Below are 18,748 nucleotides of genomic sequence, written 5' to 3'. Positions count from 1 at the left end.
CCCCCGTCGCCCCCCGTCGCCCCCGGTCGAACCCCCGCCGACCCAGTGCCCACTCCGGCTCACACCCGGCTTGGCCGGAGCAACCCCTGTCTCGCCCACCCCCCGACGACCCAGCGCCCACTCCGGCCAAAGCCCGGCGCAGCCTGAGCAACCACTGTCTCGCCTCACGACCCCCAGCCGACACAGCGGCCGCTCCGGCCCAGGGGCGGCTTGGGCTGAGTGACCGCTGGCTCGGGTGCGGTGAGAAGCGGTCCGCGGGGTGGGGGCGGTCTGGCAGAGTTCCGGTCGGGGGCGGCGGTCCCTCGTCGGGAGGCACGGAGAGTCATGCGGGACGCGGGGGCGTCGTCGGGCGAGCGGTCCGACGACGGGACGGTGCAGGTGGCGGACATCGACGGGCGCCGTGAGCGGCGGATCGCGCGCGCGGTCACCTGGGGCACGCTCGGTGTGGTGCTGCTGGGCGCCGCGGCCGAGATCGAGGCGTGGCCGGTGACGTCGTTCCGGCTGTTCAGCACCGTGCGCACCGCCGACGGTGCGACCACGAGCCTCGTCGCGATCCGCCCCGACAGCTCGCAGGTGACGGTCCGCCTGCCCGACGACCAGGTGCTGGCGACCACGAGCCACCAGCTCGTCGACCTGCGCCACCAGTCCGCGCACCAGCAGCACGCCGAGGCGGTCGCGTGGCTGCACGTCGCGGGCCTCGACCCGGACGACTACGTCGCGGTCGCCGTCGACCGGTCGGCGTGGACCATGGACCCGGTCACGCGCGAGCGCGAGGTGCACGGCACGACCCGGCTCGTGGAGGTCCCGCTGTGACGACGACACCGGCGCCCACCCCGACCGGCACCACCACGCCGGCACCCGCCGACGGCGGCCGCGTCGCGCGATTCGTGCGCGGCATCGACGCACGCCTGACCGCGCCCGGTCCGGGCTTCCGGCTCCTCGAGGTCCACACTCTCGTCGCGCTCGTGATCGGGCTGCGCCTGGTCGCGCGGGACTGGAGCGCCATCGCCGAGCGGCCCGCGGCGCTCACCGACGGGCTCACGTTCGTCTCGTGGCTCCCCCCGCACGTGCCCGACCGCCTCCTCGTCGCGCTCGCGGTGATCGGCGTCGGCGGGGTCGGGCTGGTGGTCGCGCGGCGCCGTGCGCAGCTCGGGTTCGTCGTCGCGTGGACCGCGTACGCGGTGCTGTGCGCGCTGTGGGGCTCGTCGGGCAAGGTCATGCACAACGACGTCATGACGGTCTGGGTGGGGTTCGTGCTGCTGTTCGCACGCGTGCCTCGACGCGGGCAGGACGACGAGCGCACGGTCGCGTTCGGGTGGCCGCCGCGCGCGGCGCTGGCCGTCCTCGCGGTCGTCTACTGGCTGACCGGCGTGCAGAAGCTGCGGCACTCGGGCGTCGAGTGGGCGCTGTCGGACAACATGTCCTGGATCCTGCGGCAGGGCGGGGACGCGCCGGCGTCCGGGCTCGGGCACTGGGTCGCCGATCACGTGCTGATCGCGGGCGCGCTCGCGACGGGTGCGCTGCTGCTCGAGCTCACCGCGCCGGTGTGGCTCGCGTGGCGCAGGACGCGCGCGCCGTTCGCCCTCGCCGTGGCCGTCATGCACACGAGCATCTGGCTGTTCCTGGGGCTCGACTACTCGCCATGGGTGCTCACGGCCGCGGCCGTCGCGGTGCCGATGAGTCTGGCTCCTACTCGGCGTCTGGGTGATTTCAGGGGGTTTGGCACCATTTCCGGGCGTGGTTAATCGTTGAAGTTGGACGTGTCACCACAATTCACCCGCCAAGATGCCTCGCAACGGATGGCCCCCTGCCTCCCGTGACCGCCGCACTTCCCATGCACCGCTGCGAGGCGCCATGTCTGTGCTCTCCGCCTGCGACGTCGTCGCTCGCGCAGGAACGTCCGCCGAGCTCCTGGGCGCCCATCTCGAGGTCGCCGAGGGCGAGGCCGTCGCGCTCCTGGGCCCACGCCGCTCGGGCACGACGACGATGCTGCAGTGCCTCGCGGGGCTCGCCCAGCCCGAGTCCGGGCGCGTCCGCCTCGACGGCGTCGACCTCGCCGGTCTGCGGCCGCACGAGCTCGCCGCAACCCGCCTGCGCTCGCTCGGGCTGGTCTTCCCCGGCGACGAGCTGCTCCCCGAGCTGACCCTCGTCGAGAACGTCGAGCTCCCCCTGCTGCGGATCGAGATCCCCGCCGACCTCGCGCGGGAGCACGCCGCGGCGCTGCTCGGCCGACTCTTCGTCGGCGCCGGGGCGTACCGCGTGCCGTCCGCCGTCTCGGTCGGTCAGCGGCAGCGCACGGCCGTCGCGCGCGCGCTCGTGCACCAGCCGCGCGCGGTCCTGGCCGACGACCCCACCTCCGGGCTCGACTCGTGGCACGCGCTCGCGCTGTTCGGACTGCTCGTCGCCGCCGCGCGCGACGCGGGGGTCGCGGTCGTCGTCGCGACGCACGACCCGGAGCTCGCCGAGCTCGCCGACCGCGTCGTCGAGCTCAAGGACGGACGGCTCGTCGCCCGCCCGTCGGCGCGGACCTCGATCCGCTGAGGCCGGGCACGCCGGCGGGGCTCACTCCTCGTCGCGTGTCCGGGCCTCAGCCAGGTCGCGGGTCAGCTCGTCCGCCACCAGCAGGTCGCTGCGCACCTTGCCCGTGCGGTAGCCCGCCCGGCCGACCATGTGCGCCGCGACCGGCGCGGTGAGCAGGCCGAACACGGCGACGAGCACGAGCGCCCACACCGCACCGCCCGACCGCAGCCGCAGGCCCAGCCCGACGAGCACCAGGATCAGTCCGAGCACCTGCGGCTTGGTCCCGGCGTGCATGCGCGCGAGCAGGTCGGGGAACCGCAGCACCCCGACGCCCGCGGCGAGCACGAAGAACGAACCGCCCAGCATGCAGATGACCGACGCGACGTCCGCGGCCGTGTCCCACGCGCTCATCGGACCTCCCCCTCCGCCGAGCCGCCGTGCTCGGACCAGTCGAGGCCCGCCCGCAGCTCGGCCTCCTCGGCCTCCCGCCGCGCGGCCTCCTCGGCCGCGACCTCCTCACGCGTGCGGACCCGGCCCTCACCCTTGGGCTCGACCGCCGCGAAGCGCGCGATCGTCACGGACCCCACGAACCCGACGAGCGACAGCACGACGAGCACGGGCACCACGTCGGTGCGCCGCTGCGCCGCCGCGTACAGCGCGAACGCCGCGATCACCGCGGTCACCGTGACGTCGAGCGCGATGGTCCGGTCGAGCATCGACGGACCCTTCTCGGCCCGCACGATCGCGAACCCCGCGCCGATCGTGATCATCACCGCGCACACCACCACGACCCACGTCATGAGCGGACCCCCGTCGGGCTGGTCAGGAGGCCCGCCGCACGCAGCTCGGCGTCGGACCCGAACGCGCGCAGCACGCGCTCCTCCTGGTCGAGCACGGCCTGGCGCGCGGCCTCGATGCCGCCGGCCGCCTCGACGTCGAGCACGTGCAGGTAGAGGCGTCCCGTGAGGCGGTGCGCCTCGACGACGAGTGAGCCCGGCACGAGCGAGCACAGCTCCGCGACCATCGTCAGGTAGAGGTCGGAGTGGCTGCGCAGCTGGACGCCGATCACGGCGCCGCGCGGCGTGTAGCGCGGCCGCAGCGCGATGAACGCGACCTCGAACGACGCGCGCACCAGGTCCCACGCGAACCGGCCGAACAGCCTCGCGACGCCCCACGGCCGGACCCGGCCGTGGAAGTCGACGGGCGTCATCCGCAGCCCGAGCGTGACGAGCAGCGCGAGCACCACGCCCGCGAGCACGTTCGCGAACGTCAGGTCGCCCCACAGGAACACCCAGACGACGGTCAGCCAGGCCACCGTGCCCCAGGGCAGTCGCCGCGCGCGGCGTGCGTGCAGGCTCATGAGTCGTCACCCGCCTCGTCGGCCGGGGGCGGTGGGGTCTGGTCGTCCTCGCTCAGGTCGGCCGACTCGCCCTCGCCTCGCAGGCCGTCGGGCAGGACCGCCCAGACGTAGGTGGTGCGCAGCGTGAGCGCGCTCGCCGCGCGCTCGGTGTACGCGTACAGCGGGCCCGCGGCGAACGTGAGCCCGAGCCCCACGGCGATGAGCGCGGCAGTCGGGCCGACCATCCCGAACGGCAGGTGCACGGGCCGCGGCTCGTCCTGCGGTGTCTGCCAGAACGCCTTGTTCCACGCCTTGACCAGCGCGTACAGCGTGAGCAGGGAGGTCACGACCGAGCCCACGACGAGGATGTAGGCCAACGGGGTGCCGGCGTCGACGCCCGCCTGCAGCAGGCCGAGCTTGCCCAGGAACCCCGACAGCGGCGGGATCCCGCCGAGGTTCATCGCCGGGACGAAGAACAGGATCGCGAGCACCGGCGCGACCTTCGCCAGGCCGCCCAGACGCGTCAGCGACGTCGAGCCGCCCACGCGCTCGACGAGCCCCACCACGAGGAACAGCGCGGTCTGCACGGTGATGTGGTGGACCACGTAGTAGATCGCCGCGGTCCACCCGGCCTGCGAGGACAGCGCGATGCCGAACAGCATGAACCCGATGTGGCTGACGAGCGTGAACGACAGCAGACGCTTGATGTCGTCCTGCGCGACGGCGCCGAGGATCCCGACGAGCATGGTCGCGAGCGCAGCCCACATGAGCACGTCGTCGAGCTCACCGCCCGGGAAGAGCAGCGTCTGCGTGCGGATGATCGCGTACACGCCGACCTTGGTGAGCAGGCCCGCGAACACCGCGGTGACCGGTGCGGGCGCGGTCGGGTAGGAGTCCGGCAGCCACGCGGACAGCGGGAACACGGCCGCCTTGACGGCGAACGCGAGCAGCAGGAGCACCTGCAGCGTGAGGCGCGTGCCCGGGTCGATCTCCGGCAGGCGCAGCGCGAGCTGGGCCAGGTTGACCGTGCCGGTGGTGGCGTACACCGCGGCGATCGCGACGAGGAACAGCACCGACGAGAGCAGCGCGACGACGATGTAGATGGTCCCCGCGCGGATCCGGTCGCGCGTGCCGCCGAGCGTGATGAGCACGAACGACGCCGCGAGCAGGATCTCGAACCCGACGTAGATGTTGAACAGGTCGCCCGAGAGGAACGCGTTCGCGACGCCCGCGGCCAGCACGAGGAACGTCGGGTGGTAGATCGAGACGGGCGCGGACTCCTCGTCGTCGTCCCGGCCCTGCGCGAGCGAGTAGAGCAGGACGCACAGCGTCACGGCCGACGAGACCGACAGCATGAGCGCCGAGAGCCGGTCGGCGACGAGGTTGATCCCGACGGGCGCGGCCCAGCCGCCCACGTCGACGACGAGCGGGCCGTCGTCGGCCAGCACGAGCAGCGTGACCGAGGACAGCAGCACGAGCACGAGCGCGGTCACCGAGACGATCGGCTGCACGCGCGGGCGCCGCCACAGCGCGAGCGTGAGGCCCGCGCTGAACAGCGGGATGACGACCGGCAGCGGCACCACCCAGGTCCAGTCGCTCACGGTGTCACCTCCTTGTCGCGCCGCTCGTCGTCCGGCCGGGCCTCACGGACCAGGCCGTCGTCCACCTCGTCGCGGGCCTCCTCGGCCTCCTCGTCGAGCGACTGGAGCGTCGCCTCGGTGTCGGCGTCCGTGAATGCGCGCTCGTCGATCGCCGCGAGGCGCGCGATGCGGCGGTCCTCGACGTCGTCCTGCACCTCGTCGTGCCGATGCAGCTGCCAGGACCGGTACGCCATGGCGAGCAGGAACGCCGTCATCCCGAGCGTGATGACGATCGCGGTCAGCACCATCGCCTGCGGCAGCGGGTCGGACATCTGCCGCTCGTCCTCGAGCCCGACGATCGGTGGCCGCCCCGCACGCCCACCGGCCACGAGGAACAGCAGGTTCGCGCCGTTGCCGAGCAGGATCACGCCGATCAGCACGCGCGACAGCGACCGTTCGAGCACGAGGTAGACGCCCGCGGCGAAGAGCACCGCGATCGCGACGACGAGCGTGAGGTTGGGCGCCATGTCGATCATCGCGACGCCCCCTCCTCGAGGCTCGGCAACGTGCCGTCGAACGGCGGGTCCTCGCCGATCTCCGCACGCCGGTCGAGCTCCGCGCCGAGCGAGCGCAGGATGTCGAGCACGAGCCCGACGACGACGAGGTACACGCCGATGTCGAAGAAGAGGCTCGTCACCAGGTGCACGTCGCCGAGCAGCGGCAGGTGCAGGTCCACGATCCACGAGCGCAGCACCGAGCCGCCGACGAGCAGCCCGCCGAGCCCGACACCCGCCGAGAGGAACAGGCCCGTGCCGAGCAGCACGCCGGGCTGCACGGGTGCCGCCTCGCCGAGCTCGTAGCGGCCGCCCGCGAGGTAGCGCACGGTCAGCGCAATCCCCGTGACGAGGCCCGCCGCGAACCCGCCGCCGGGCTGGTTGTGCCCACTGAACAGCAGGAACACCGAGTAGACGACCATCGTGTGGAACAGCAGCCGCACGACGACCTCGAAGATCACCGACCGTCGCTGCGGGGCCAACGTCGACCCCGCGCGCAGCCACTCGCGGTTCGTCGTCGGCGCGTCGATCCGCGCCTGGTCGGTGCCGCGGCGCAGCGCCGCCATGGGGTCGGCCCCCGCCCACACGGCCCGCTCGGGTGCCGCGTCCCGCGCCCGGAAGATCTGCCCGGTGCGCCGCGAGAGGAAGACGAGCGACGCGACACCGGTCGCCGCGACGAGCAGCACCGAGATCTCACCCATGGTGTCCCACGCGCGGATGTCGACCAGCGTCACGTTGACGATGTTCTTGCCGCCGCCCCAGCCGACCGCCTCCTCGGCGAAGTGCTCCGTGACGGGTGCGTGGATGCGCGCCGACGGCGCGACCAGCGCGATCCCCGCGATCGTGAGTCCCACGGCCAGGCCGATCGCGAGCCGCAACCAGCGGGAGGCGACGAGGGGACGGTCGGAGAAGTACGGCGGGATGCGGCGCAGCACCAGCACGAACACGACGAGCGTGACGGTCTCGGTGAGCACCTGCGTGAGCGCGAGGTCGGGCGCGCCCTGCAGCAGGAACAGCCCCGCGACCGCGTACCCGCCGATGCCGAGCAGGATGACGGCCTTGAGACGCCGACGGGCGCGCGCGACGAGCACGGCCGAGGCGATCGTCGCGCCGGCGAACACGAGCTGCGCGGGGTGGTCGAACGCCCGCACGTCGTCGGGCCACGCACCGCCGACGAGCAGGCTCGCTCCGACCCCGACCACGAAGACGACCAGCACGAGGCCGACGTACAACGGAAGCGAGCCTCGCTGCGTGGCCGCGGTGACGTCCGCCGCGACGTCGTCGAGCCGGCGCATGAAGCGGCGGTAGATGCGGTCGGCGTCGGGGCCGCGGTAGGTCAGGCGCGCCTGCAGCGTCTCGATGCGCTCCCGCACCGCGAACAGGGCGGCACCGGCGCCGAGGATCACCAGCGTCAGCGCGAACGTGGGTGTGAACCCCGCCCACAGCGCGAGGTGACCGGGCTCGCCGACACCCAGCGTGTCCGCGTACGGGTCGAGCAGGTGCTCGCCGAGCTGCGGCAGCAGTGCCACGGCCAGCCCGAGCACGCCCAGGATCATCGCGGGCCACACGAGCAGCAGCGACGGGTGGGAGATCGCGGCGGGCTCGGCGTCGGGCTGCGTCGCGACGCGGCTCGTCGAGCCGGGGCTGCGCGCGCCGTCCGCCTGCGTCGCGACGGCCTCGTGGGCGATCGCCGACTCCGGGACCACTGCCTTCTTCGTCGCGAACGCGCCCCACCACAGCCGCAGGCCGTACGCGACCGTCAGCACCGACCCGATCGCGACGCTGACCAGGACGATCAGCCCGACGGCGTTGTCCTCCAGGTGCTCGATCGCCTCGAGCCCGGCCTCTTTGGCCACGTACCCCGCGAACGGCGGCAGGCCGATCATGCTCGCGGTGCCGAGCGCACCCGCGAGCGCCGTGAGCTTGAGCTCGCGGCCCACGCCGGACAGCCGCCGCAGGTCACGCGTGCCCGTGGCCGCGTCGATCACGCCGACGACGAGGAACAGCGTCGCCTTGAACATCGCGTGCGCGCCGAGCATCGCCAGGCCCGCGAGCGCGGTGGCGCGCGTGCCGAGGCCGACGAGCAGCGTGATGAGCCCGAGCTGGCTGACCGTGCCGAACGCGAGCACGAGCTTGAGGTCGTGCTGGCGCAGCGCGCGGTACCCGCCGAGCAGCAGCGTCCCGCAGCCGAGCACGACGATGATCCACCGCCACAGCTCGTGCTGCGAGAACGCGGGCGCGAACCGTGCGACCAGGTAGACGCCCGCTTTGACCATGGCCGCCGCGTGCAGGTACGCCGAGACGGGCGTCGGCGCGGCCATCGCCGCGGGCAGCCAGAAGTGGAACGGCAGCAGCGCGGACTTCGTCGCCGCCCCCGCCAGCAGGCACGCGATCGCGGCGGTCGCGGCCGCGCCGCCGGGCGGGTGCGCGACGACCTCGCTCAGCCGGTACGTGCCTGCGGCCTCACCCAGCAGCACCACGCCGACGAGCATCGCGAGGCCACCTGCGGTGGTGATGACGATCGCCTGCATCGCGGCGCGGCGGCTCGCCTTGCGGTCGCTGTAGTGCCCGATCAGCAGGTAGGAGGTGACGGTCGTCAGCTCCCAGAAGATGAACATCAGGATCATGTCGTCGGACGTGACGAGCCCGAGCATGGCTCCCGCGAACGCGACGAACACGCCGCCGAACCGGCCGAGCCCCTGCGCCGAGACCGAGAAGTACGCCGCGCAGTAGACGAGCACGAGCGCACCGACCCCGCCGACGACGAGCGTCATCAGCCACGCGAGCGTGTCGAGGCGGAACGTCAGGTCGAGCCCGAGCGCGGGGATCCACTCGACGCTCTGCACCGGACCGTCACCGCGTTGGACCTGCGACGTCCAGCTCAGCGCCCAGACGGCGGCGGAGGCAGGGGCGGCGGCGAGGACCCAGAACGCCTTGCGTCCCCACAGCCGGACGAGCGTGGGCGCGACGAGGGCTGCTGCGAGGTGGACGAGGAGCAGCAGCAGCACGCGGTCGGACTCCGTCCTGTCGGGGCGCAACGAGGCCGTCCGAATCGTTCCGGTCGGCCACGAGACTGGGCGGGAGATCGGTCAAGACTCTACCAACCGGCATCCACGCATCCGCCTCCCGACCCCGAACCGTGACCACCCTCACGCACCGGTCTGCCGTGTCCGCAGAACCACCGACTGCTCTGCGCCGCCCACCGCCACCGTGAACGACGCAGAGGGGCGGGCGGAGGGGGTGGGTAGGTTGTGCGGCGTGAACGGGGTGCAGTGGAGCTGCCTGGTGCTCGTCGTCGTGGCGACGGTCGTCGGCGTGTGGTTGTTCGCCCGCGGGGCGACGACGATCACGCGCACCGTCGGCGTCGGCCGGCCCGCACCCGGGCGGCTCTCGCCCGTGGGGCAGCGCCTGCGCACGCTCGCGCGCGAGGTGCTCGGGCACGGTCGGTTCCAGCACCGGCCCGTGGTGCGCGCGGCGCACTGGGTGGTCATGGTGTCGTTCCCGGTCCTCGCGGTGACGCTCGCGACCGGGTACGTGCAGGTCGTCGCGCCCAGCGCGGCCCTGCCGCTGATCGGGCACTTCTGGCCGCTCGAGTGGGCCGTCGAGCTGCTCGCGTGGACGTCGCTCGTCGGGATCGTCGCGCTCATCGCGCTGCGCCTGCGGATCCGGCCGCGTGCCTCGCAGCCGGCCGAGGTGCAGCGACGGTCACGGTTCTTCGGGTCCACGCAGTGGCAGGCGTTCTACGTCGAGGCGACCGTGCTCGTCGTCGTGCTGGCCGTGATCGTGCTGCGCGGGCTGGAGTACGCGCTCGCCGCGGACGCGGGCGAGGGCACGGCCTCGGCGCTGCACTTCCCGCTGACCGCGTGGCTCGGGCAGGCCTGGCAGGGAGCGACGACGAGCGCGCTCGAGACCGCGGTCGTCGTGACGGCCACGGTGAAGATCGTCGTGTCGATGACCTGGCTCATGGTGATCGGCCTGCAGCCGTCGATGGGCGTGGCCTGGCACCGGTTCCTGGGCCTGGTCAACGTGTACGCGCGGCGCGAGCCCGACGGCGCGCCCGCGCTCGGCCCGCTGCAGCCGCTCACGCTCGCGGACGGCACGCCCGTGGACCTGGCCGCGCTCGAGGACCTGCCCGACGACGCACGCCTGGGCGTCGGCGCGATCGAGGACTTCACCTGGAAGGGCCTGCTCGACTTCGCGACGTGCACCGAGTGCGGCCGCTGCCAGGACCAGTGCCCCGCATGGGCCACGGGCAAGCCGCTGTCCCCCAAGCTCGTGACGCTCGCGTTGCGCGACCACGCCGCCGCGACCGCGCCGTACCTGCGCGGCCCGGACGGCACGCGGAACCTCGACGACGAGCACGCGGGCCTCGACCTGATCGGGACGGGCGTGATCGACGCCGACGCGTTGTGGGCGTGCACCTCCTGCGGCGCGTGCGTGCAGCAGTGCCCGGTGGACATCGAGCATGTCGACGCGATCGTCGACATGCGCCGCTACCAGGTGCTCATGGAGTCCGCGTTCCCCAAGGAGCTCGGCGGCACGTTCACCAAGCTCGAGCGGCAGGGCAACCCGTGGGGGCTGCCCGCCCGCGCCCGGCTCGACTGGGCCAAAGGCCTCGACTTCGAGGTGCCGGTGGTCGGAGCGGACGTCGAGTCCGCGGCCGACGTCGAGTACCTGTTCTGGGTCGGCTGCGCCGGGGCGTACGAGGACCGCGCCAAGCGCACGACGAGGGCCGTGGCCGAGCTCCTGCACGCCGCCGGGGTGTCGTTCGCGGTGCTCGGCGACGGCGAGACGTGCACGGGTGACCCGGCCCGGCGCGCGGGCAACGAGCTGCTCTACCAGATGCTCGCCGCGCAGAACGTCGAGGTCCTCAACGAGGTCGGCGCGCAGCGCATCGTCGTGACCTGCGCGCACTGCTTCAACACCATCAGCCGGGAGTACCCGCAGCTCGGCGGCCGGTACGAGGTCGTGCACCACACCGTGCTGCTGGACCAGCTCGTCTCCGACGGTCGCCTCACGCTGCTGCCCGCCGACGACGAGCGCACCGTGACCTACCACGACCCCTGCTACCTGGGCCGGCACAACCAGGTCTACTCCCCGCCGCGCGAGCTGCTCGGCGCGATCCCCGGCGTCCAGGTGACGGAGATGCCGCGCTCCGGCGCGGACGCGTTCTGCTGCGGCGCGGGCGGCGCGCGGGTGTGGATGGAGGAGTCGATCGGCACGCGCATCTCCACGGCGCGCGCGACCGAGGCGATCGCCACCGGGGCGGACGTCATCGCCACCGCCTGCCCGTACTGCACGGTCATGCTCACCGACGGCGTCGCCGCCGCCCACTCCACCGCCGAGACGGCCCCGTCAAGCTCGTCGGCGGAGATCGGCGTCCCCGAGGTCACAGACATCGCGGTCCTCCTCCGCGCCCGCCTCTCCACCACCCCCTGACCCGCGCGAGGTCGTCAGTCAGAGGGTGAGTCGTCAGCTCCAACTGACGACTCACCGCGGAGCTGACAACTTCGCGTGGGTGACCCGCCGACGGCGGGTCAGAGGTCGGCGGGGTCGATGAGGAAGTCGGCCTCGTCGGCGATCTCCCCGCCGACCGCGGCGTGGATCGCCCGCGCGATCACCTGCACCACGGGGGCGCTGCGCGTGCGCGCGACACGGTGCTCGAACGACGGCTTCTCGAGCTCGAGCTCCTCGATGAGCAGCGGCTCCCACCGCACGCGGTACGCGACCACGCCCTGCGCCGTCCACGGCAGGCCCTGGAGCAACGGCGGCAGGTCCTGCTCCTCGGCGGCCTCGACCGCCACCATGCCGTCGACCCCGAGCTCGACGAGCACGCCGAACGACTCGGCCGCGGGCGGCGCTGCGAGCATGAGCTCGTCGAACGCGGCGGCCTCCATCTGCAGCCGACGCCGCTCGTCGGGGTCGAGGATCCCGTGCTCGAGGAGCGCGTCGCGCAGCCCGGAACCGCCGGGCTCGGGCATGCCGGCCAGGGGGTGCCCCTCGTACCGGCCGGCGCCGGGCATCGGGCCGTCCCACTCGCTCGTCGGGACGGACAGCCGCGCGCGTGGCGCGGCGCGCTGGACCACCGCGAGCGCCTCGGCGGGCTCGATCCACCGGTCGGAGAACACGGTGAGGTCGATCGCGCTCTCCATGTCGGGCTGCAGCACCACCCCGGACTGCCCGGTGCGCACCGCGCCGCCGAGCCGCCGCGCCGCCGCGACGAGCCACAGGAGCACGCGCTCCTCCTCGCGGTTCGGGTACCCGTCGGGGAACGCGCGCTTGAGCCCGTGGCGGTCGCCGCCCGGGTAGGGCTTGGCGCCGCGGTCGCGCGGGCACACCACGTCGAACGCGGTCGTCGTGGTGGCGGGCAGGCCCAGCGTCAGGGCGTCGTCCGGCGTGACCGCGTACGGGCCGACGAGCGTGGAGTGCCGGGTGAGGCGCAGCACGCGCGCCTGCGGCCGCGGGCCGGACAGCCGCAGCCCGAGCGCGGCGGTGAGGGGACGCGAGCGCTGCGTCGGGGTGTCGCCGTCGGGGTCCTCCCAGCGCGCGTTGAGGAACCGGCTCGCGGCGAGCACCTCGACCTCGTCGGGCTCGACGCCGTCCGGCAGCGCGAGAAGGTGACGGTTGCGCAGGCCGTCGTCGGACAGGGGCAGACGCGGCAGGTCACGCGTCATCGCGTCATCCCTCTCGTCACGTCAGACCTCGGTGCGGTGGAAGCTCTGCCAGGAGCGCGAGGCGGTCGGGCCGCGCTGGCCCTGGTACCGCGAGCCGTAGCCCGCGGAGCCGTAGGGGTGCTCGGCGGCCGAGGAGAGGCGGAAGAAGCACAGCTGCCCGATCTTCATGCCCGGCCACAGGACGATCGGCAGCGTCGCGACGTTCGACAGCTCGAGGGTCACGTGCCCGGAGAAACCCGGGTCGACGAAGCCCGCGGTCGAGTGCGTGAGCAGGCCGAGGCGCCCGAGCGAGGACTTGCCCTCGAGCCGCGCCGCGATGTCGTCGGGCAGGCTGACCTGCTCGTACGTGGACCCGAGGACGAACTCGCCCGGGTGCAGCACGAACGACTCCCCGGACGGCACCTCGACGAGCCGCGTGAGGTCCGGCTGCTCGGCGGCGGGGTCGATGAAGGGGTACTTGTGGTTGTCGAAGAGCCGGAAGTAGCGGTCGAGCCGCACGTCGATGCTCGACGGCTGGATCATCGCCGGCTCGTAGGGGTCGAGGGCCACGCGGCCCGACTCGAGCTCGGCCCTGATGTCACGGTCGGAGAGCAGCACGCGCCCACGGTAGTGCCCGATCGGCGTCCCGCCCACGCCCGTCCGTGGGCTGTCCCCCGCGCGCGCGGGCGGCGCGGACGTGCGGCGGTTCTCGCGCGCGTGCGCGCCCCGCTATAGTCCTGTCTCGTGAGGCGCATGGGAGCGCTCTCGCACCGACCATGAGGGACACCGACGGGTCCGGACGCACAGCAGCGCCGGCCCGCAGGCGCCCCGGCAACGAGCACCGCGAGAGGCCACCTCCATGCGTTACGGGCACTTCGACGACGAGGCACGCGAGTACGTCATCACGACGCCGCACACCCCGTACCCGTGGATCAACTACCTGGGGTCCGAGCAGTTCTTCTCGCTGCTCTCCCACCAGGCCGGCGGGTACTCGTTCTACCGCGACGCCAAGATGCGCCGCCTGACGCGGTACCGCTACAACAACATCCCCGCCGACGCGGGCGGCCGCTACCTGTACGTCAACGACGGTGGCGACGTGTGGACCCCGTCGTGGCTGCCGGTCAAGGCGGACCTCGACCACTTCGAGGCGCGGCACGGCCTGGGCTACTCGCGCATCACGGGCGAGCGGAACGGCGTGCGCGTCGAGACCTCGTTCTTCGTGCCGGTCGGCGAGACCGCCGAGGTGCAGAAGGTCACGATCACCAACACCTCCGACGCCGACAAGACGCTGTCGCTGTTCTCGTTCGTCGAGTTCTGCCTGTGGAACGCCCAGGACGACCAGACGAACTACCAGCGCAACCTGTCGATCGGCGAGGTCGAGGTCGAGCAGGAGTCCCCGCACGGCTCGGCGATCTACCACCGCACCGAGTACCGCGAGCGCCGCGACCACTACGCCGTGTTCGCCGTGAACACGCGGGCGGACGGCTTCGACACCGACCGCGACTCGTTCGTCGGCGCGTACAACTCGCTCGGCGAGGCCACGGTCCCGCTCAAGGGCGAGGCCACCAACTCGGTCGCGTCGGGCTGGTACCCGATCGGCTCGCACCAGGTGAACGTGTCCCTGGCGCCCGGCGAGTCGCGCGACCTCGTCTACGTCCTCGGCTACGTCGAGAACCCCGACGAGGAGAAGTGGGCCGACGACGCCCACCAGATCGTCAACAAGGAGCGCGCGCACGCGCTGCTGTCGCGGTTCGCGACCGCGGAGCAGGCCGACGCGGCCCTCGCCGAGCTGCAGGACTACTGGACCCAGCTCCTGTCGACGTACTCGGTGACGTCGAGCGACGACAAGCTGGACCGGATGGTCAACATCTGGAACCAGTACCAGTGCATGGTCACGTTCAACATGTCGCGCTCGGCGTCGTTCTTCGAGACCGGCATCGGCCGTGGCATGGGCTTCCGCGACTCCAACCAGGACCTGCTGGGCTTCGTCCACCTGATCCCGGAGCGGGCGCGCGAGCGGATCATCGACATCGCCTCGACGCAGTTCGCGGACGGCTCGGCGTACCACCAGTACCAGCCGCTGACGAAGCGCGGGAACAACGACATCGGCTCGGGCTTCAACGACGACCCGCTGTGGCTGATCGCGGGCACCGCGGCGTACATCAAGGAGACCGGGGACTTCTCGATCCTCGACGAGCCGGTGCCGTTCGACAACGAGCCGGGCTCGGAGGTGCCGCTGTTCGAGCACCTGACGCGCTCGTTCGAGTTCACGGTCACGCACCGCGGCCCGCACGGCCTGCCGCTGATCGGCCGCGCCGACTGGAACGACTGCCTCAACCTCAACTGCTTCTCCACCACGCCGGGCGAGTCCTTCCAGACCACCGAGAACCAGGCGGGCGGGGTCGCGGAGTCCACGTTCATCGCCGCGCAGTTCGTCCTGTACGGCGAGCAGTACGCGGAGCTCGCGGCGCGTCGCGGCCTGGCCGACGTCGCGGACCGGGCGCGTGGCTACGTCGCCGAGATGCGCGACGCGCTGCTCACCGACGGCTGGGACGGCGCCTGGTTCCTGCGCGCGTACGACTACTACGGCAACCCGATCGGGACCGACGCGCACGACGAGGGCAAGATCTGGATCGAGCCGCAGGGCTTCGCGGTCATGGCGGGCGTCGGCGTGGGCGAGGGCCCGCAGGACACCGACGCCCCCGCGATCAAGGCGCTCGACTCGGTCAACGAGCTGCTCGCGACCGACCACGGCATGGTGCTGCAGTACCCCGCGTACACCACCTACCAGGTGCACATGGGCGAGGTCTCCACGTACCCGCCGGGGTACAAGGAGAACGGCGGCATCTTCTGCCACAACAACCCATGGGTGATCATCGCCGAGACGGTCGTGGGCCGCGGCGCGCGCGCGTTCGACTACTACAAGCGCATCACGCCCGCCTACCGCGAGGACATCTCCGACGTGCACCGGCTCGAGCCGTACGTGTACGCGCAGATGATCGCGGGCAAGGAGGCCGTGCGCCACGGCGAGGCGAAGAACTCCTGGCTCACCGGCACGGCGGCGTGGAATTTCGTCACGGTCTCGCAGTACCTGCTGGGAGTGCGCCCGGAGTACGACGGCCTCGTCGTCGACCCGCAGATCGGCCCCGAGGTCCCGTCGTTCACCGTCACACGCGTCGCGCGCGGCGCGACGTACGAGATCGTCGTGACGAACTCGGGTGCCGAGGGTGCGCGCGGTCGGCTCGTCGTGGACGGCACGCCCGTCGAGGGCAACGTCGTGCCGTACGCGCCGGCCGGTGCGACGGTCCGCGTCGAGGTCACGGTCTGACGGTCCGTCACCCGACGGACGTCGGACGACGAGCGTCGGACGGTGAGCGTCGGACGGTGAGCAGAGGACGACGGTGCGCAGGGGGCGACGATGACCGCTGTCAGTGAACGTGCGCAGGCGCACGTCGAGCTCGACCCGCGGGTGCTGCGGCTGCGCAGCGACGCGTGGGAGCTCGACGTGCTGCCCGGCACGGGCGCGTCGCTCGCTGCGGGCCGCGTGCGCCTGGGTGACTCCTGGGTGGACCTGCTGCGGCCCACCGCGACCCGGCACCTGGGCGAGATCGAGCGCTGCGCGAGCTTCGCGATGGTCCCGTGGTCCAACCGGATCCGGGACGGCGTGCTGCGGTTCGGCGGCCGGACGTGGCAGCTGCAGCACAACGGCGCCGACGGCACGGCGATCCACGGCACGACCGGCTGGGCGACGTGGGACGTCGTCGAGCGGACCGAGGGCGCCGTCACGCTCGCGTACGACTCCACGCGGCTCGTCGGGGTGAACTTCCCGTGGCAGTTCGCCGCGCAGGTCACGTACGCGCTCGACGGCGGGCGGCTCACGGTCACGACGAGCGTGCGCAACCTCGACACCGAGCCGTTCCCGGCCGGGTTCGGGCACCACCCGTACTTCCGGCGCACGCTCGTCGCCCCCGGCGCGCTGCCGTCCCCGGACGGCGACCCGGTGCTGCACGTCCCGGCCGCGCGCGGCTTCCCGCTCGAGGCGGGCATGGCCGTCGGCCCCGCCGGCGAGCCCGCACCGCGCGCCGACTACCGCGTGCCGCGACCGATCGGCCGGGCGTTCGTCGACGACGTGCTCACGGACCTCGTGCGCGACGAGCCCGTCCGGATCACGTACGACGAGGGGCTCGTCGTCGAGCTGCGCAGCGACCCGGTGTACGCGCACGTCGTCGTGTACACGCCGCGGGGACGGTCGTACTTCGCGGTCGAGCCGGTGACGAACGTCAACGACGGCTTCACGCTGCACGAGGCGGGCGTGCCCGGCACGGGCGTCGTCGTGTTGGAGCCCGGCGAGCAGCTCACGGGGACGTTCACGCTCGACGTCCTCGTCTGACCGCGTCGGCGGTCACGGCCCGGGGTCACCCGGGTGAAGCCTGCGGGCACGCGGATCGTCGTGTCCGCCCCCTGTGCCACCATTGCCCCACTTCATCACCACCACAGGGGAGTTCTGTCCATGCGCGCCATCACCCGGATCGTGAGCGCTGCGGCCGCCGCGGCCCTCGCCCTCACGCTCACCGCCTGCAGCTCGTCGGACGACAAGACCTCCGACGACCCGAAGCCGGCGGGTACCGGTCAGGCGACCCCGGCCGACGACAAGCCGGCCGACGACGACAAGGGCTCCGCCGGCTCCCTCAGCGCCGAGAACTTCTACGAGGTGCTCGCGGCCTCGGTCAAGGAGGGCACGTCGTACCGCCTGAGCATGTCGACCTCGGCGGCGGGCACGGAGTCCACGTCCGAGGGCGAGGTCGTGATCTCGGACGCCGGCCCGGCGATGTCGATGACGACGACGGCCGCAGGGGTCGAGATGGCGATCGTCATGGTCGACGACGCGTACTACATGAACATGGGCGACCTCACGCAGAACAAGTTCATGAAGATCGACCTGAACGACCCGTCGAACCCGCTGGGCGCCAGCATGGGGTCCTTCAAGGACCTGAGCGACCCGAGCAAGAGCCTCGAGATGTTCAAGGACTCGGTGACGTCGGTGGAGAAGGTCGGCGAGGAGGACGTCGAGGGCACGAGCGCGACGCACTACGTCGTGACGCTCGACTCCTCGGCCGTCGGTGACGCGCTCGCGGGCGTCGACCCGTCCGCGATGCCGTCGCTGCCCGCCGAGTTCACCTACGACTTCTGGGTCGACGGTGACAACCGTCCCGTGAAGATGACGTCCGAGGTCATGGGTGCGACGACCGAGATCGTCTACTCCGACTGGAACGACTCCAGCATCTCGGTGGAGGCACCGAGCGCGGACCAGATCTCCGACCTGGACTTCTCGGAGCTCATGGGCGGCGCGGCCACCGAGGGCTGACGCCTCACCCCGCACGACTCCGAGGGGCGATCCGCGACACGCGGGTCGCCCCTCGGTGGGTCCCGGGGGCTCAGAGGCGCAGCGTGAGGGTGCGGCCCCAGTCGCGGTGGGCGTAGGTCTCGAAGCCGACCTTGGCGTAGAACGCGATCGCGCCCGCGTTGGCCTCCGCGACGCCCAGGTGCAGGCCGGGGACGCCGCGGGCGCGCAGCGCGTCGGACAGCGTGGCGATCAGGCGACGCCCCCAGCCCTGCCCTTGCAGGCGCGGGAGCAGGTCGATGTGCAGGTGCGCGGGGAACTCGTCGTACTGCGGCTCGGGCGTCGCGGACCAGTCGTGCAGACGGTCGATGAGGGCGTGGTCTTGCGTGCCGTCGCGCGGGTCCGGCACGCGCGGGTACTGCGCGCGCAGCGTCGGCCACCAGTGCTCGTCGAGCCACCGGGCGAAGGCCAGCGAGTCCGCGGTGGCGACCACGTAGCCGGCGATCCCCTCGTCGTCGGCGACGACGAACGTCAGGCTCGGGTCCGCGACGGGGTAGGGGCCCGCGTACAGGTGACCGAGCAGGTCCGGGTTCCGGTAGAGCCCGGACGCGTCGCGCCCGGCCTCCCCGGTCAGCAGGCACACGCGGTAGATCCCGGCGACGTCGGCGGGATGAAACGGACGGATCACGGTCGTCACGTCCCGATCCCATCACGGCTCGGGGCCGGCTGGGTCACGGCACGACGAAGTGGCCCCCCGGCGG

General features: G+C 72.6%; 16 protein-coding genes. 7 read left to right on the top strand and 9 right to left on the bottom strand.

Annotated features, from left to right (window positions below; all coding sequences use genetic code 11):
- Window positions 1–324 precede the first annotated feature (324 nt).
- The 3 genes from CWIS_RS16620 to CWIS_RS16610 all read left to right on the top strand — a co-directional run bounded on the left by CWIS_RS16620 (window position 325) and on the right by CWIS_RS16610 (window position 2,541).
- The gene (locus tag CWIS_RS16620) at window positions 325–813 is read left to right on the top strand and encodes a hypothetical protein (RefSeq protein ID WP_048344450.1); all 489 of its coding nucleotides are present in this window, start codon (window positions 325–327) and stop codon (window positions 811–813) included.
- Window positions 810–1,745, top strand: coding sequence for a hypothetical protein (locus tag CWIS_RS16615; protein ID WP_231583966.1), 936 nt, complete (start codon window positions 810–812; stop codon window positions 1,743–1,745). The genes CWIS_RS16620 and CWIS_RS16615 overlap by 4 nt, the downstream gene beginning before the upstream one ends.
- Window positions 1,746–1,854: 109 nt before the next feature.
- Window positions 1,855–2,541 (top strand): ABC transporter ATP-binding protein, encoded by a 687-nt coding sequence (locus CWIS_RS16610; protein WP_048344449.1) that lies wholly within the window; start codon window positions 1,855–1,857, stop codon window positions 2,539–2,541.
- Between the two features lie 21 nt (window positions 2,542–2,562).
- On the opposite strand, the gene mnhG is transcribed toward CWIS_RS16610, so the two are convergent.
- The 6 genes from mnhG to CWIS_RS16580 are packed head-to-tail and all read right to left on the bottom strand — an operon-like array spanning window position 2,563 to window position 9,001.
- Window positions 2,563–2,931 carry a monovalent cation/H(+) antiporter subunit G gene (gene mnhG, locus CWIS_RS16605; protein WP_048344448.1) on the bottom strand — a complete coding sequence of 123 codons (369 nt, stop codon included), beginning with the start codon at window positions 2,929–2,931 and terminating at the stop codon, window positions 2,563–2,565.
- On the bottom strand, window positions 2,928–3,320 hold the full coding sequence (locus CWIS_RS16600) for a monovalent cation/H+ antiporter complex subunit F (RefSeq protein ID WP_048344447.1): 393 nt from the start codon (window positions 3,318–3,320) through the stop codon (window positions 2,928–2,930). Before CWIS_RS16600 ends, mnhG begins: the two co-directional genes overlap by 4 nt.
- On the bottom strand, window positions 3,317–3,880 hold the full coding sequence (locus tag CWIS_RS16595) for a Na+/H+ antiporter subunit E (RefSeq protein ID WP_048344446.1): 564 nt from the start codon (window positions 3,878–3,880) through the stop codon (window positions 3,317–3,319). Before CWIS_RS16595 ends, CWIS_RS16600 begins: the two co-directional genes overlap by 4 nt.
- Window positions 3,877–5,460, bottom strand: coding sequence for a Na+/H+ antiporter subunit D (locus CWIS_RS16590; RefSeq protein ID WP_048344445.1), 1,584 nt, complete (start codon window positions 5,458–5,460; stop codon window positions 3,877–3,879). The genes CWIS_RS16595 and CWIS_RS16590 overlap by 4 nt, the downstream gene beginning before the upstream one ends.
- On the bottom strand, window positions 5,457–5,975 hold the full coding sequence (locus tag CWIS_RS16585; RefSeq protein WP_048344444.1) for a Na(+)/H(+) antiporter subunit C: 519 nt from the start codon (window positions 5,973–5,975) through the stop codon (window positions 5,457–5,459). Before CWIS_RS16585 ends, CWIS_RS16590 begins: the two co-directional genes overlap by 4 nt.
- Window positions 5,972–9,001, bottom strand: a complete 3,030-nt coding sequence (locus CWIS_RS16580) for a Na+/H+ antiporter subunit A (RefSeq protein ID WP_048344443.1) — start codon at window positions 8,999–9,001, stop codon at window positions 5,972–5,974. Before CWIS_RS16580 ends, CWIS_RS16585 begins: the two co-directional genes overlap by 4 nt.
- A 250-nt stretch (window positions 9,002–9,251) precedes the next feature.
- Here CWIS_RS16580 and CWIS_RS16575 point away from each other — a divergent pair, with 250 nt between their 5' ends.
- Window positions 9,252–11,432 carry a (Fe-S)-binding protein gene (locus CWIS_RS16575; RefSeq protein ID WP_048344442.1) on the top strand — a complete coding sequence of 727 codons (2,181 nt, stop codon included), beginning with the start codon at window positions 9,252–9,254 and terminating at the stop codon, window positions 11,430–11,432.
- Window positions 11,433–11,530: 98 nt separating this feature from the next.
- On the opposite strand, the gene CWIS_RS16570 is transcribed toward CWIS_RS16575, so the two are convergent.
- Window positions 11,531–12,667, bottom strand: coding sequence for a hypothetical protein (locus CWIS_RS16570; protein ID WP_048344441.1), 1,137 nt, complete (start codon window positions 12,665–12,667; stop codon window positions 11,531–11,533).
- A 21-nt stretch (window positions 12,668–12,688) separates the two neighbouring features.
- Window positions 12,689–13,264 (bottom strand): dCTP deaminase, encoded by a 576-nt coding sequence (gene dcd / locus CWIS_RS16565; RefSeq protein ID WP_048344497.1) that lies wholly within the window; start codon window positions 13,262–13,264, stop codon window positions 12,689–12,691.
- Between the two features lie 241 nt (window positions 13,265–13,505).
- On the opposite strand from dcd, the gene CWIS_RS16560 reads away from it, so the two are divergent.
- The 3 genes from CWIS_RS16560 to CWIS_RS16550 all read left to right on the top strand — a co-directional run bounded on the left by CWIS_RS16560 (window position 13,506) and on the right by CWIS_RS16550 (window position 18,011).
- Window positions 13,506–15,974: a GH36-type glycosyl hydrolase domain-containing protein gene (locus tag CWIS_RS16560; protein WP_048344440.1), complete on the top strand. Its 2,469-nt coding sequence runs from the start codon at window positions 13,506–13,508 to the stop codon at window positions 15,972–15,974.
- A gap of 90 nt (window positions 15,975–16,064) precedes the next feature.
- Window positions 16,065–17,036 carry an aldose 1-epimerase gene (locus tag CWIS_RS16555; RefSeq protein WP_048344439.1) on the top strand — a complete coding sequence of 324 codons (972 nt, stop codon included), beginning with the start codon at window positions 16,065–16,067 and terminating at the stop codon, window positions 17,034–17,036.
- Window positions 17,037–17,156: 120 nt separating this feature from the next.
- Complete coding sequence (locus CWIS_RS16550) at window positions 17,157–18,011, top strand: hypothetical protein (protein ID WP_048344438.1); 855 nt, start codon at window positions 17,157–17,159, stop codon at window positions 18,009–18,011.
- A 70-nt stretch (window positions 18,012–18,081) separates the two neighbouring features.
- Here CWIS_RS16550 and CWIS_RS16545 read toward each other — a convergent pair whose 3' ends face one another.
- Window positions 18,082–18,684 (bottom strand): GNAT family N-acetyltransferase, encoded by a 603-nt coding sequence (locus tag CWIS_RS16545; RefSeq protein WP_048344437.1) that lies wholly within the window; start codon window positions 18,682–18,684, stop codon window positions 18,082–18,084.
- Window positions 18,685–18,748 lie beyond the last annotated feature (64 nt).

The sequence above is a fragment of the Cellulomonas sp. A375-1 genome (genome assembly GCF_001040865.1).
GTDB lineage: Bacteria > Actinomycetota > Actinomycetes > Actinomycetales > Cellulomonadaceae > Cellulomonas > Cellulomonas gelida.
This window is presented reverse-complemented; position numbering and strand designations above follow the sequence as displayed.